This is a genomic window from Variovorax multivorans, from assembly GCF_051216835.1.
In the GTDB taxonomy this organism is placed as follows: domain Bacteria; phylum Pseudomonadota; class Gammaproteobacteria; order Burkholderiales; family Burkholderiaceae_C; genus Variovorax.
In genome coordinates this window covers 15611-28920 of sequence record NZ_JBPJZL010000032.1, presented here as the reverse complement: position 1 = coordinate 28920, position 13310 = coordinate 15611, and the positions used below count along the sequence as shown (strand labels likewise).

At 57.3% G+C, this 13310-nt stretch carries 15 protein-coding genes; 8 read left to right on the top strand and 7 right to left on the bottom strand.

The genetic code is table 11. The features are described 5' to 3' along the window. Both ACSFCA_RS36150 and ACSFCA_RS36145 read left to right on the top strand, forming a co-directional pair. Nucleotides 1–246 (top strand): hypothetical protein (locus ACSFCA_RS36150; RefSeq protein WP_435462922.1); only part of this gene is annotated, 246 nt, incomplete at its 5' end. Beyond that, nucleotides 243–1535, top strand: coding sequence for a hypothetical protein (locus ACSFCA_RS36145; protein WP_435462923.1), 1293 nt, complete (start codon nucleotides 243–245; stop codon nucleotides 1533–1535). The genes ACSFCA_RS36150 and ACSFCA_RS36145, both read left to right, overlap by 4 nt. Before the next feature lie 269 nt (nucleotides 1536–1804). On the opposite strand, the gene ACSFCA_RS36140 is transcribed toward ACSFCA_RS36145, so the two are convergent. The 7 genes from ACSFCA_RS36140 to ACSFCA_RS36110 all read right to left on the bottom strand — a co-directional run bounded on the left by ACSFCA_RS36140 (nucleotide 1805) and on the right by ACSFCA_RS36110 (nucleotide 8493). Next, entirely contained in the window at nucleotides 1805–2821 is a 1017-nt protein-coding gene (locus ACSFCA_RS36140) for a collagen-like triple helix repeat-containing protein (protein WP_435462924.1), read from the bottom strand. Nucleotides 2822–2983: 162 nt separating this feature from the next. Further along, the gene (locus ACSFCA_RS36135) at nucleotides 2984–3553 is read right to left on the bottom strand and encodes an N-acetylmuramoyl-L-alanine amidase (protein WP_435462925.1); all 570 of its coding nucleotides are present in this window, start codon (nucleotides 3551–3553) and stop codon (nucleotides 2984–2986) included. A gap of 237 nt (nucleotides 3554–3790) precedes the next feature. After that, nucleotides 3791–5125: a hypothetical protein gene (locus tag ACSFCA_RS36130; RefSeq protein ID WP_435462926.1), complete on the bottom strand. Its 1335-nt coding sequence runs from the start codon at nucleotides 5123–5125 to the stop codon at nucleotides 3791–3793. A 155-nt stretch (nucleotides 5126–5280) separates the two neighbouring features. Continuing rightward, complete coding sequence (locus tag ACSFCA_RS36125; protein WP_435462927.1) at nucleotides 5281–5664, bottom strand: hypothetical protein; 384 nt, start codon at nucleotides 5662–5664, stop codon at nucleotides 5281–5283. Nucleotides 5665–5679: 15 nt separating this feature from the next. Further along, nucleotides 5680–6270 (bottom strand): hypothetical protein, encoded by a 591-nt coding sequence (locus ACSFCA_RS36120; protein ID WP_435462928.1) that lies wholly within the window; start codon nucleotides 6268–6270, stop codon nucleotides 5680–5682. Further along, nucleotides 6267–7757: a hypothetical protein gene (locus ACSFCA_RS36115; protein WP_435477486.1), complete on the bottom strand. Its 1491-nt coding sequence runs from the start codon at nucleotides 7755–7757 to the stop codon at nucleotides 6267–6269. Before ACSFCA_RS36115 ends, ACSFCA_RS36120 begins: the two co-directional genes overlap by 4 nt. 490 nt (nucleotides 7758–8247) lie before the next feature. After that, the gene (locus ACSFCA_RS36110; RefSeq protein WP_435462930.1) at nucleotides 8248–8493 is read right to left on the bottom strand and encodes a helix-turn-helix domain-containing protein; all 246 of its coding nucleotides are present in this window, start codon (nucleotides 8491–8493) and stop codon (nucleotides 8248–8250) included. Between ACSFCA_RS36110 and ACSFCA_RS36105 the strand changes: the two genes are divergently transcribed. The 6 genes from ACSFCA_RS36105 (at nucleotide 8492) to ACSFCA_RS36080 (ending at nucleotide 12932) form a co-directional block, all read left to right on the top strand. After that, nucleotides 8492–9028: a hypothetical protein gene (locus ACSFCA_RS36105; RefSeq protein WP_435462931.1), complete on the top strand. Its 537-nt coding sequence runs from the start codon at nucleotides 8492–8494 to the stop codon at nucleotides 9026–9028. The genes ACSFCA_RS36110 and ACSFCA_RS36105 overlap by 2 nt on opposite strands. Continuing rightward, complete coding sequence (locus ACSFCA_RS36100) at nucleotides 9025–9312, top strand: hypothetical protein (RefSeq protein WP_435462932.1); 288 nt, start codon at nucleotides 9025–9027, stop codon at nucleotides 9310–9312. The genes ACSFCA_RS36105 and ACSFCA_RS36100 overlap by 4 nt, the downstream gene beginning before the upstream one ends. Before the next feature lie 734 nt (nucleotides 9313–10046). Then, nucleotides 10047–10280 (top strand): hypothetical protein, encoded by a 234-nt coding sequence (locus ACSFCA_RS36095; protein ID WP_319356891.1) that lies wholly within the window; start codon nucleotides 10047–10049, stop codon nucleotides 10278–10280. Nucleotides 10281–10327: 47 nt separating this feature from the next. Next, the gene (locus ACSFCA_RS36090; RefSeq protein ID WP_435462933.1) at nucleotides 10328–10636 is read left to right on the top strand and encodes a helix-turn-helix domain-containing protein; all 309 of its coding nucleotides are present in this window, start codon (nucleotides 10328–10330) and stop codon (nucleotides 10634–10636) included. Continuing rightward, nucleotides 10599–11621 carry a reverse transcriptase family protein gene (locus tag ACSFCA_RS36085; protein ID WP_435462934.1) on the top strand — a complete coding sequence of 341 codons (1023 nt, stop codon included), beginning with the start codon at nucleotides 10599–10601 and terminating at the stop codon, nucleotides 11619–11621. The genes ACSFCA_RS36090 and ACSFCA_RS36085 overlap by 38 nt, the downstream gene beginning before the upstream one ends. Before the next feature lie 111 nt (nucleotides 11622–11732). Further along, nucleotides 11733–12932 (top strand): lysozyme inhibitor LprI family protein, encoded by a 1200-nt coding sequence (locus ACSFCA_RS36080; RefSeq protein WP_435462935.1) that lies wholly within the window; start codon nucleotides 11733–11735, stop codon nucleotides 12930–12932. The last annotated feature ends 378 nt before the right edge of the window (nucleotides 12933–13310 follow it).

The following is a 13310-nucleotide window of genomic DNA, read 5'->3' as shown; positions in this document are numbered from 1 at the left end:
GCGCGGCGAGCGCAGCACATCGAGCGTACGCTCAGGCAGATCGCCGAACGCGAGCTCGTGCGTGTTCGACGCGAACTTGTCGTTGCGAAGTCGGAAAGCCTCACGCTGCGCGCACGGCTCCAATCGCTAATAGTTGAGGTAAATGACAATGCGGCGTGCCGTGAAGACGAGCTGCAGCAGCTTCGTTCCGAGAACGCAAGGCTCGCGAGCGCCGCAAAACGGGTTGTTGCGTTGAAGCCGGTATGAAATACAGGTTCAAACAGACGCTCGTGGTAGACGGCGCGAACTTCGCCTTTCTGACCTACGATCTCCAGGGTGAATGCCTGGTCGACGAACTTTGCGACTATGCGTCGATGGCGATCGACGTGCTTCAATGGTCGCGACTCACCGTGAAGCAGGAACTCGGCAGTTTACGAGTGTTCTGGGCGTTTCTGGTTTCCAAAGGCTTGGCACTAGATGAGTTAACGGATGCGGTGTTGACCTCCTTCCGCGACGACGCACTAGCAGCGGTTCTCCAAAGTCCGGCCTACAGAGGCAGCCGCCATGCAGCCGAGGCAACAGTCAATGCGAAGCTTTTGCGGGTTTACGATTGGCTGTGGTGGTTGCAAGCGTCATTGCGTGTGCGCGGCGACTTGATCGGCATCGGGGGCGCGTCGATTCGCAGCGCGTCACAGGTCGCGCGCCCTCAACACGAACGCAGGGCGTATCAGCATGCTTCGAAGCTGCATGATCGCTACCCGCTCCTCTACCGCGTGCGCACTGCGAGAAGCAAGCATTCGTTGCCACGGACGATTCCTACGGAGCAGACGCTCGACGATGTGCATGCATACTTCTTCTCACGCTCTGCGTCGTCCTACTTACGTCACAGAAATTGCCTCATCGCGGACATTGCGTCCTATACGGGGTTCCGGCGAGGTTCCATCCAGTCCTTGCACGTGGATCAATTTGGCGGAGAAGGTGCCATGTTGACCGATCGAGACACCGTCATCTTGAAGCCTGCACGTCAGAAGTTCGGCTATGGCAATACGTTCGAGATTCCCGTTTTCCTACACGAGCAGGTGTGCCATTTTGTTCAGACCTATCGCTCGGACGTGGTCGCCAGACATGGGGCTGCACAGGATGTTCATCGCGGCTGTGTCTTTCTGTCGGCGCGAGACGCAAAGCCTCTGACGGATGGCGCGATGACCGCTTTGATGTCCAAGGCAATGAGAGCAACGGGTGCAGTGAAGGGCACCGCATTGCACGCTTGGCGGGCCAAGTTCGCTGTAGAGGAAGTGCAGCATGAGTACGAGCACCGCGCGGCCTTGGGATTGGACACAAGCGCTGACACGATAGAGCGAGCGGTCGCTCTTAGGCTTGGACACAAGAACTCGGAGTCAATGCGCGCGTATACCTCTTGGCATGAGGCGGGCGAAGTTGCTCGGCGCCGGTCTGGTCATCATCGCGAGCAATTGCGCGCCCGCGACCGAATTCTCGAACTGGAGAAGGAGCTTGCCGCGCTGACCTGCGCCTCCCTCAAGCGATCCAAAATTTGAGGTTGCATTGGGTTGAACGCCGATACGCTGTGCGCGTGGGGCATAGAGGCTGAACAGCCGAAGGCGTGCAACGTTGGCGGCCGGTCGAGACAGCAAAGCCTCCAGTGCGCGAGTGATCTTTGGCTTGGATCATGTCTCGCTTGGAGTTGCATGGTAAGACTGGGCATCAGCGGAAACGTGGGGTACGTCTGCACGGAGATCGATACCTATCGGGACACTCCAGCGGTCATGGGCACGCGTCAATCTTTGACGTTGATCGGCGCACCACACTAACCGTCTCGTGAATCGGGAACACCCGGCTTGGCCGATTGGACGGATGCACTTGTTCTTGCCTCTCCATTGACCAAGGCGTTCATATGGCTCTCCCACTCGTCGGCTAACAAAAGCGCGTCTCTATAGACCTTCGTCCCTTGAAAACTCTTGCTGAGCATCTCTTCGAAGAACTCTTCATCGACTTTTGAAACGGACCCAGACTTCGCGTGCAGTAGTGCTGCAACCATCGCGGGACTCTCCTTCATCTTCTTGACGGCCTCGATGTAGTAGTCCTTCCATAGAGTACCCAGCGTGTCGCCTTGCAGCTTGTTCGTAACAAACCATTCATCGAACGTCTGATGCCAATATCGTTCCATCGCGAGCATCTCGCTGAGCTTGAGGGGCTGCAATTGGTCGCACTTCCACGGGGTGGGGGGGAGAGCGGCTCTGAACTCGGCAAAGGCGTTGCGAAGGTCCTGAAACACTTTCACTCGCACCGTGTCCTGCGAGATAAGGGCGGTTTTTTGGGCTAGTTCGAAGGACTGCTTCGAAAGCTTCGCGGTCTTGTTGGACCACCATGAAGATGCACCAAAGGCGAGGACACTAATGAGCAATGTTCCTGCTAAGAGCCAAGTTCGAATGCTAGGCTCCTCTGGCTGGCGGTGTATGCATTGCTCACACAAGAAATCGTTCGCACTTCTTGCATCGCGTCCATCGCGTCCATCGCGTCCATCGCGTCCATCGCGCCCATCAGTTCCCTGGACGGCGTCCCGTCCGTCGCGGCCGTCAGCGCCGTGCGGACCCGCCGGTCCCGTAGGGCCGACACTGGAATTTCCCGGTGGTCCTCGATCACCTCTATCACCCTTTTCAAGTCTTATCTCTCTATCCGTGTGAGGTGCCTGCAGGAACAGGGCAAATGGACTAGAGGGGGTGAGCGGCGCTGCGGAAGCACCAGGTGCGGGTGCTGTACAGGCGAAAAGCAGCAAGAGAACCGAGAACCATGCGGCGCAAAAGAAAAGCTTGCCAGCATTCACGGGAAACCTCCTCGCTTTGCTATCGGACACAACGTACTTTCAGCTAGCTTGGCCACTTCGGCAGCCTTGCACCAGTGGATCTGATTGCCAGCGTCGTGTGCAACGACAGCGCTTCACCTTACGCGGCGGTCGTGGCATTCGCCGCGACGAAGCTAAACGACGTCAGATTTGATTAACCGATGAATGTGACATGACAACGTTGGCGATCGCATGAACAACGGCATCGCGCGTGTCGGCTGCGAGAATCTTGTTGCGGTCTTTGTCGTTGGCAATGAATCCGAGTTCAATGAGCACTGCCGGTCCAGCAAACTTCAAGACCGCCAGATCGGGGCGCATCTTGATTTTTCGATCGCGCAAATCGATCACTGGTAAGAGTGTCGCCTGCATGGCCGCAGCGAATGGCTCGCTTGAGGATTGGCCATAAAGGACTTCGAAGCCATTGGCACTGTCGTCATCGAAGTCGTTCATGTGCAACGAAACGAGGATGTCACAGCCAGCGGATTTGGCCATGCTTGCTCGTTTTCCGACTGGGGTATGGTCAGATGCGTCGTCGCGCGTCATGAAGACGTCGACTTGGCGAGCTCTGAACACATCCTTCAACGCTAAACCATAGCGCAAAACGATCGCCGCTTCTTCGAACTCGAAGCCGTTCTCGAAATGTGTAGCGCCTGGATCAAAGATCCCTGGCTGACGATTGCTCATGCCGTGACCCGGATCGATGCAGATCTTCATTACGACCTCCCGTGGAGCTGGTTTGCGAACTGGTGGTTTGTTGTCATGCTTCGCGCTGGCTTGCCGGTCAACCTGTTGAGGAAGGCTTGAACGTTGGCGGCCCAGGGTCGAACGAATCGTTGGCGACGGAGATATTCAGCTGCCGAATCCGATTAGGAAGTTCAGACGGCTTGCGATGGGCGACAAGCAAGCAGACAGGTGCCACATATGCGTGTTTCCTGGGCCTTTTCATAGAGTTCACTTCCCGGCCATCTTGAACCCCACGTACGCCGAACCACTGATCCCCATCAACGTCAACATCGTCGTGGAAAGCGTCGGCATCCCGCCTTCGCGGAAGGCGACAACGATGAACCAGCCTCCCAGGATCGCCGTAAACATCAGGTTCTGCAGTCGGTGAAGGCCAGCGCTTTCGCCATAGTCGCTCACCAAGTCCTGGACGAAGCCACTGCTGCGAATGTTCTTTTGATTGACGATGACCGCGGTGGCTGCCTGCCAAGCCGCCTGCGCTGCTGCGTCTCCGACCTTTTCTTTCGCCACAGCCTTCTTCTCCTCGTAGTCCTTGACCAGCAAAGTCATCTTCTCTGGCGACGCTACCATCGCGCCCACCGCCGTGCCCACGCTGATCCCCAGCAGGATCAGGCAAGACTCGTTGATGCTCATCCAGTCGCCGGTCGAGAAGCCAATTGCAAACCAGGCCACCGCAATCACGATGGTCCACCACAGCATCTGCGAGCGCCCCAGGCTAAACGACCGCAGATGGTCGGGAACGAGGTTGTCGGGGATGCCGTACGAATCACGGACCCAGCGCCACTGCGTCTTATCCCCGGTAGTAACGACCGCAACCGCCACGAAGAACGCGAACAGTCCGACGAAGAACAGGCGCTTAGAAGGATCGTGGACATCGAATGTGCCTCCTGGCTTGGCCTCGGTCAGCAGTCCTTTGTCGTTCGCCAATGCCACCTTGAACTCAGGCTGGTCCGACAAAGCCTTCTTCAGAATCGAATTCCAGGAAGCCACGCTGTCCGGCTTGTCAATCTGACGCTGCAGCCGGAACGTCAGCTCGCTGTGATCGGGCGCAGTGGAGACGACAGGTATCGCAGCCGGAACACGCACGCCGTCCAAGAGCAGTGTCAACTTCTCCGGGTCTGCATTGGTCACGGCTTTCCATGTGCTGAGCTCCGGCACGATGAGCGTCACCTTGCCATCGAACTTGCAGGGTTCGCAACGTACGTCGGTGACGCGGAGTGGCATCGAGCCACTGCTCCAAAGAGCGGAAAGGTCGAAGGTGAGCGGCGTTTCATACATCGCGCCGGCACTGTTCACAAGCAGCACATCTACAGGCAGTCGGGCGCGGGGCGCGCTGCGCAGCGCCTTCTCCCTGAGGCCGTCGCGCAGCCATCGCTCGATCTGCGGCGCGAGCGGATAGCTCAATGGCGACTGCGGCCCAGGTCCTGCCTCGTAGACTTTCATGGGTATGGTGACGTCGCTTTGAATCCCAAAGCGCAGACACACGGCTGTGAGACGCGGAATGCTGTCGCTCACTGCCCGAATCTCGAGCACGTCGTTCACCATGCACTCGCTTTTGCTGTCACACGAGGCCGTGTACGGCGCCTCGGTGCGACTAGGCTCTCCTTCGCAGGTCGTGGAAGTCGCCCAGCACACATTGGCTGCCAGCAGTAGCGCGATACCCACGTGCAGCGGACGCGCGATGCTTCGCAGCCAACCTATCATGCCTGCGTGCTCTTAAAGGCCTGGATCAGGGCCGTGGCGGACGCCATGATCTTGGACGCCTTGTCATTGGCTACCACGATCCTGTCAATCTTTTCCACCTCCGCTTCGACGGCGTCAAATTCGGTCTGTGTCGGCGGCCTGAACTTTACGTCCTGTGCGAAGTACAGTACGTACGCGGCTGACATCTTGGCATACTCCGCCTTGTTCTGGCTCACGTCGATGTCGATCTGCCGGCTCTCCTCGATGCTGGCCATTGAACGGCGGGTGATCAATGCAAAATTGGCGTTCTGCAACCCGATCTTTGTGCTGCCGAGCTGCTCCAGATATCGCAGACGTTGTTCGGTGCTGGCGCCCGATTTGGCGGTCAAAGCTTCAGGCATGTGATTCTCCTTCTCTCACTTGACGGAGTTCTTGCGCTCGCTGGCGTCCGCCGCTTGGCCGGCCACGGCCTTGGCGTCATCCGACTTCTTCTTGATGGCTGTGTCTACTTCTTTGATGAAGTCCCAGTAGAACTTGAGCTCGTCGGTGGTTGACTTGTCTTCCCCCAAGGTCGCGAGCGCACTGGACGCCTCAGTCAGCTTGCCTGCTTTGACAGCCACAGCGCTCTTGGCCCCCTTCAACGCGGCCTGGGCCGAGGCCTCCAAGTCCTGCCGCTCCAGCCGCTGCTTGGTGATCAGCGCTGGCGACTTCCGCAGCCCCTCAAACAGCGCGTTCCAATCCTTGTCTTGAGTGATATCGCGCATAGCCAGTTCTGTCTGGATGTTCTGCTCAGAAGCCAATGCGTTGGCCTGCAGGAAGTTCAGGGTAGCCAGGCGCGCCTTGGCGATGCGGTCGCGGTCCTGCGCAAAGGTCACCGCGTTCTCGCGCGCTTGATCTACATACAGGCTCAGGGTCTTGGAACTTTGCCGCAGGTCACCATCACTGGCACATCCGCAAAGCGCGATGGCGAGCGTGATCGAAAGAAAACTGGTGCTCTTTATGTTCATTTCACCCTCACAGCGATCGCGCCCAAACCAATGGCGTTGACGAGATTGCCGATCTCTTCTGGCTTGATGCCTGAGCCGTAGGCCTTTGACAACTGATTCACCGGTAACCGGATCAATGAATCAGCTTGGCCGAACGCAACCTCTGAGTCGTCGAGTGCGATTTCGTGGCCCAGCGCAATCAGTTGATAGTCCAGCAATTCCTGCTGGGTCTGGCCGAACGTTGCGGCATTCATATAGCCGGCGAGCGCGCGCGCGAGCAGCAGCTTGCAGTTCGAGTTGGCCCGTCGGTACGACTCGTAGAGTGACGCGACTTTGGGGCACTGCTTGCTGAACTGGTCCAACGACTTGTTGACGTCGTTTAGGAAGAGCAATTCCCCTTGCATGCTGGCCTGTTTAGCTCCGAGAAGTTCGACCTTCTGGTCGGCCCGGGCGATGCGCAACTCTAGGCCTGCTGCCTCTTGCCGCAGGAACTCGGCCTGCAGCAGCAGTGCGGTGAGCGGGGGCGCTGGTTCAGTGGTGAGCGCACCCAGCAGGGCGCCGACGGCGGCGGCCCTCTTCTGGGTTGCCGTTTGCGATTCGGCGCCTTTGGTGCCGTTGATGGAGGCGATCAGTTCGCGTATCAGGCGAAGCTTTTCCTTCAGCTGTTCAAGAGCGCCAGCATCGGCCAGGCGGCTCAGCACTGCGTCACCACTGAACTTGCCTGCGTTGGGTAGTTCGCCCAGTTTGTCGAACTTGGCCTTGAGGTCTGCCAGCGCTCGGCTGGTATCGCTGCCAGCCGAGGGGGCCTTTGTCGCTGCCAGTGCGGTGGCGTACTCCTGCTTTGCCTTCGTCACTGCTTTGGCGATATCTTCACGCGCGATCTTGATTTCCTGGATCTCGCGGGCTAAGCGACTGAGTTCGCCACCGCCGGAGGCGAAGGCGGTGGCCAGATCTGCAATGGCCGTTGTATGCTTCTTGCAGGCGTTGTCGAATGTGCGGAAAGAGGTGGCGAGTTCGGTGCCAGGCGCGGGACGCTGTGTGCTCGGTGTGGGGCACTTGAGCAACATGCCTTTGCTTGCTGCCAAGTAGGTCTGCTGTTCCAGCTCCAGGAAGTCCAGCGATTCCCGCGCCAGGCGCACATTGGCCTCAATTCGGAGACTGTCACCCGCGCTGCCGACCAGGGTGTCGATCCGCCGTGTTACGTGCTCCTGCATCGATGTCCAGCTGTAGTCTTTGGAGGTGGCCGAGAGCCAGGCGACCAGGCGGCTGTCGCGCCTCGCGAGCTGGTCCCGTTGCACGGCTTCTTGCTCTGTCTTTGCGAACTCCTTGAGCGCCACGCGTTCCGGCACCAATGCGTTCTTCAGGTCGGCGTCTGCGATAGCCGTGACTGCTTTCTTGGCCACATCATCCTCGCCGGCTCGGTACAGTCGGACGCCAGAACAACCGCTCAGCACAACCATCCACATCGTTGCTGCGAAAGCGACTCCCATGCGAATGGATCGATTCATCTGGCTCCCCCATTTATGCGACTTGTCGTCAGATGCTACGGAGACGCGGCCGATGGGGAATCGCCCGAATAAGGGAGGAATTCGAGATCAAGTTGTGTTAGGCATTTTTGCTGCAATTGCCCGCGTGGTTGGCCACTGGCCTGAGCGCCAGCATGCTGCGGCTAGAGTCAACGATGCCGAGCAAGGGTCGAGTTGACACGAGACGCTGCGCGTACGGCAGACCAGAAGTAGACCGGCCGCCGACTTGTTGCACGTCTGGTTGACGTCCAATCGTTTGGATGCTTATGGGCCCTACCCGCGCCGAACAACGGACGAGTTCGATCCAATGCCCAAAAAGGCCGCCTCAGTTCTTCCGGTGCTCAAGCGCGAGCAACCCGCCATCGAGCCGTCGCTGCTCATGATGCAGTCGAAGTTCCTCCGGTTGCTGCCTGAACAATGCGGGCATGGTAGATGGTGGTAGGCGGATGTAGACCGGCAATCCGCAAATCCGTCATATGCCCGCTTGCGCGGCCAACTCTTCCAGTGAAACGCCTATGCCAGAGGCGATCCGGATCACAACCATGATCCCTGGATTCTGAGTCCCTCTTTCGATGCTACTCATGTAGGAACGATCGACTTGGCTTCGATGAGCCAACTCTTCTTGTGAGAGCCCGTGGGCTTGTCGAGTTGCCCTGATCGCCAGTCCCAGCGCCACAAGCGCAGGGTCCAGCGCGTGTTTGGGCGAGGGGATCGGCATGGACAAAATCGTCCGCCAATGCGTACGATTGCACCACGGACGATCTTCCACAATAAAATTCAGTATGTTCAGAGTCGACAGCCGTTTCGAGATCTATATGCCTCCGTTTCAGAAAGATGAAGGCGCGGAGTTGCGGCAGTTCCATCTTGTCGAGCAGTGCTTCAATGTGCCGCTCTGGCATGTTCAGGTGCTCCCCCGAGTCGCCAGGGACGAATTTCAGCGATGGAGTTGCTATCTGGTGGTGCGTGCAGGTGATGCGCTTGGCATATTGGTTGGGCAGCAATGGGAGCGTGTGAAGCTGCATGTCGTGTTGCCGGAGTACATGACGCGAACGAATTCCATCAAGATGTCCAGGTGCACAGCACTTTGGGAGTGCAGCGTAGGCGAGGAACAGCAAGTCGCGTGGCAGTTTGACACCGCTCTCGGATCTTTCATCGATCCGGAATTCGGAGAGCTCGATACTTCAAGAGTGAAGAAGCGCGAGATCAGGTGGCGGGATCCTGGCATCACGCATGAGCCTGGGGAGACGCATTGACCAAGTCCGAAAAACAGTCAATCTACGAGTCGACTCTGCGAGACTACTTGGCGATGTTTGCCGAGATGGAGCCGAAGCACAGAGCAGTGTGGTTCTTTGTGGCAGAAGAAAGCTCATTGTTGAGTTTTCCGATTGGGCCGGGACAGACGCTGCAGGAAGCCAGAGCCGTACACGCAGTGCGGTTGACGGCGATGGCAGATGCACTTGCTGCGCAACAGCCTTGGGAAGGGGGTAAAGCCCTCATCGAGGATCTTCTTGAGCTTTCGCGTTTGCACTCGCTCTGAGGTAGACGTCTTGCTTGATTTCGACTTGTACGATTGAGAGCGTGCCAAGCTGCCCGGGCTCTACAGAAGCGGCAGCGCGCATTGAGGAGCGGCCAAGCCCGTGTTGTAGGTTGCGAGTGACCTGCTGACCAAGGGTTCGAAGGCGACAAACTGGTGTTCGCCAAAACCAAGCAACGAACCTCGGTGGCGCGAGCTCGAGGCGAGGCTTGCCGCCGAAGAAGTCATCGATCACCAGTTGCCACACCAGTCACATGGGCCCCGAAGTGGGCGTGTATCCCGTGACTATCCGGCCCCCGTCTCTTGCTTTGGTATTGCCCGTTTACGTTTTGATTCAAAATAAATATGAACTGCCAGTTCAATAAAAGCCACTTGAGTACGAGTTTGTGCTCAAATCGAACTCACGGCGGGGGGAAACATGGCCCCGGCGCGGTTCGAAAAGTTTGTGATTCTTTTACCCAGAAGGCAGAAGGCTCAGTAGTTGGGCGCCAGTGATGGTGCCGCTTCATCGGGCAGTTGATGAGGCTTGAAACGCAGCTCACGGTCGATTCGACAGTGAGTGGACGACGAAGGTCCGGCGACGCTTAGTACGTGGTGCATGGCACACAGTACGACGGCGACGAGGGGACGTTCGGCAGTCGGCGGCAACTGTGGTGGGCTTGGTGTCGAGTTGGCTCCTTTACGGCGCTGCCTTGAATGGGGACGCAGGGCAATTCCGCTCTGTAAGGAGAGTCCACATGGACAAACAAACTTGCAAGAACCACATCGCGGTCCTGAAGAAGGTCCGTGGTGCTTGCGATAGCCAACTCGACAGCGGTGTGAAGGTTGAATTGGACGCGGTAATCGAGGCGCTGCAACAGCATCTCGAGTCGCGGACACACGGAGCGGATGTGGCAACACTTTCCCTTCGTGCACTTCAGATCATTGCGGTGATCGTCAGTATCGTGACGAACATTCGCAGCAAGATGTGAAGACCCGAACACCCCAAGCCCATACTTTGTTTTTTTAGAGGTAGAGCATGGACATCGGCAACGCAATTCAGCTAGCGAGGAAAAAGCGCAAGCTTTCTCAAGCTGAGCTCGCCGATCGCGCGAATATCTCGGGATCGTATCTTTCGATGCTGGAACGCAATCGGCGCGACCCGCCGCTCTCGACAGTCACCCGCATTGCCAATGCGTTAGGGATGCCGGTAGAGATTCTCTTTTTTCTCGGTGCAGAAGGAAGTGAGCTCGGCAAGCTGGATCGAGAGCTTGCAGGGCAGTTGGCTTTCACGGCCTTGGAGCTTTTGAATGAGCCTGATCCTCAGCAAGCCAAGCTATCCCTTTGACCCAATCTGGACTAGCGAGAAGCTGGCCAAAGCACTCCGGATCGAGTTGGCCGAGTTGGAAGCTATCGCCGCTGTGGCGGATCGCTCATATCGCCCTGTGCGGATGGGGCCCGGATCGACCCGCGAGGTGTTCTCGGCGAAGCCGCGATTGAAAGCCATTCAGCGACGCATCAAAGAGGCAATCCTCCAACGGGTCAGATTTCCCGAATACCTTACAGGCAGCGTCAAGGGGCGTGACTACGTTACGAACGCCAGACTTCATGCAGGCGCACGCTTCTTGATATGCGAGGACGTGAGCAAGTTCTTCCCTTCTGTAAGCGCTGAGCGAGCGTGGGACATCTGGAGGCACTTCTTTGGCTTTGGCGATGAGGTGGCGCGCTTGCTAACCAAGCTGACCACAAAAGCAGGCACTTTGCCCCAAGGCGCTAGTACAAGCAGTTATTTGGCGAACTTGGTGCTGTGGAGGGACGAACCGTACCTACAGGCCAAACTTGCTGAGCACGGCCTGACATATTCGCGCTACGTTGACGATATGGCGATGTCGTCCAAGCTCTACATCACGCCCGCTGAGCAGGAGCGAATCATCGCCGATGTCTACGGAATGTTGCGGCGGAACGGTCTTTCCGCCAAACGTAAGAAGCATGAGATTTCTTCCAGCTCGCAGCGGATGATCGTGACCAAGGTGATCGTGAATGTGAAGCCCTCTTGGAGCAAAGCGCGCCGGTCGGCCGTACGTACACAAGTCTATGAACTGGAGAAGCGCGTTACCGCAGAGGACATCGGGGCTGAGCTGCATAAGTTCGCCGATAGGACGGCCAATCTCGTCGGGCAACTCGGGCGTTTTCACGTTCGCGAAGCGGGCTTGCTGCGAGCGAGAGTGAGGAAAGCTCGCGAGGTGATGAATAGGACAACTCGAATCCATTCCATCATCTCGACGACAACTGGTGTGCATCAGTCTTCTGGTCTGGTTGGCGTGCCACCCTGAGAGATCAAGTGACTCGATTGATGAACCCGACGAGTCTGTGGTAGGAAGGCACCTCTTCATAAGTTGGTAGCCTTTTACCGCCACACAATTCTCGAGGCCTGATCCAAGAACATGAATGACCTGACATCGATCTTGGCTGCGGCGGATGCCTACCTTCAGCGTGAATGGGTAAAAGCCGTGGCACTCCCTTCGTTCGGAGTCGCAGCAGCTGGGGTGGGCTACCTACTAAGGCGCATGATCGAGAAGAAGGGGCCAATTGAAGAGATTGAGCTACTTACGAAAATTGCCAACCTAAAAAGCCAACTTGCGAAAGATGGAACGAATATTTCGGAATTGCGCTCTTTCCAGGCCCAGGCTCTTGGGAAGGAGGCCGCCGCCGCCATAACAACCGCGGAGCGCTACGCCGAAACTGCATCGCAGCTCTCCGGCAATGCCCGGCAGGTGGACCGCGATCCGGCCTTCGACAACGCAATCACGCAGGGCGAGATGAATGATGTGTCGTATCGCAAAGCAGACCAAGCCGGTGATGAATTGTCAGAGACAATTCGCCTTCTTAAAGAGCATGGCATTGGTGATTCAGAGGATCTGCAACGCTCACAGACTGCGTGGGAGGCCTATTGTGAAGCTGAGCTTTCGCGTGAGGCAAGGATTTGGGAGGGGGGATCGATTCGCCCGCTCATGATCAATTTGAAGCGGGAAGCTCTGACAAGAGAGCGAATTGCGACACTCGCATGGAATGAGCTTGATCCGGACTCGCCGGAGCTTGTGGTCGAGTCTAGAAAGACACCTCGCAATCTGCTTGAGCACATCGAGCCACAGGTCCCTAAAGTTCGAGTGCATGAAATTCTCGGATCTCCTAGCGTTGTTGCTGGCAACACTTGGATCTATAGATTTCTGGAAACTCAAGTCGAAATCACTTTCGAGCGCGATGTCGTGCGTGACGTTGTGGTCGCCTTGATACATGGGCAGGTCTACGCCGGCACTTCCGCCGATGACTCTGTTACGGTCCCTCTTGGGCGACTGACCCTGGCCGATGTTATGGAGACTGGCAATGTCGAGGTTGAATATCGATGGAGCAATCGAACCAAGGAGGTTTACGTGCACGGCCGCTCAGGCCCGCCTGGCGCTTGGACCGAGTATTGCTACGGCGCGTTGCATGTGTTCAGCGGAGCTGGTCGTCTGCAGGATACCGGCTTCCTTTGGGACGACGATTCGAATCAACTTATCTCGGACCCGAAGACCGTGCTATTCAACTGGATGGCGTTGCCAGGAACTCGCGAGATACCTGCCTTTTATTGGTTCATAAAGTAGTAGTCATGGTGCCGCGTTGAAAGTGTTTCCTCTGGCTCTGGACTTGCTGAGTAAGCGCGCGGTGATCCCGCCTTGAGTTGCGGGCGAGTGTCCGTGACGATGGTGTTCACCACGGACCCAAATGAATAAGGCATGCTGCGGCATTGCGCCGCTACCCGGGTCAGCAAAAGTCATGGAGGATTCGCAAGTAGGCTCTGGTGCGCCTCATAGGATCTAGGGTCGGCCACTCTCGCGTAGATTGAAGCGCGTCAGCAGCCCAGAGGGAATTGATAATTGCAAGCGAGAGCCTTCGTCGACGGCTGTTTCGCTGACATCTTGGGTGTACTTGGCAAACCCTCGGCTGGCGATAATCGGGCTTTGAGCCCAAGTCTTAGACCT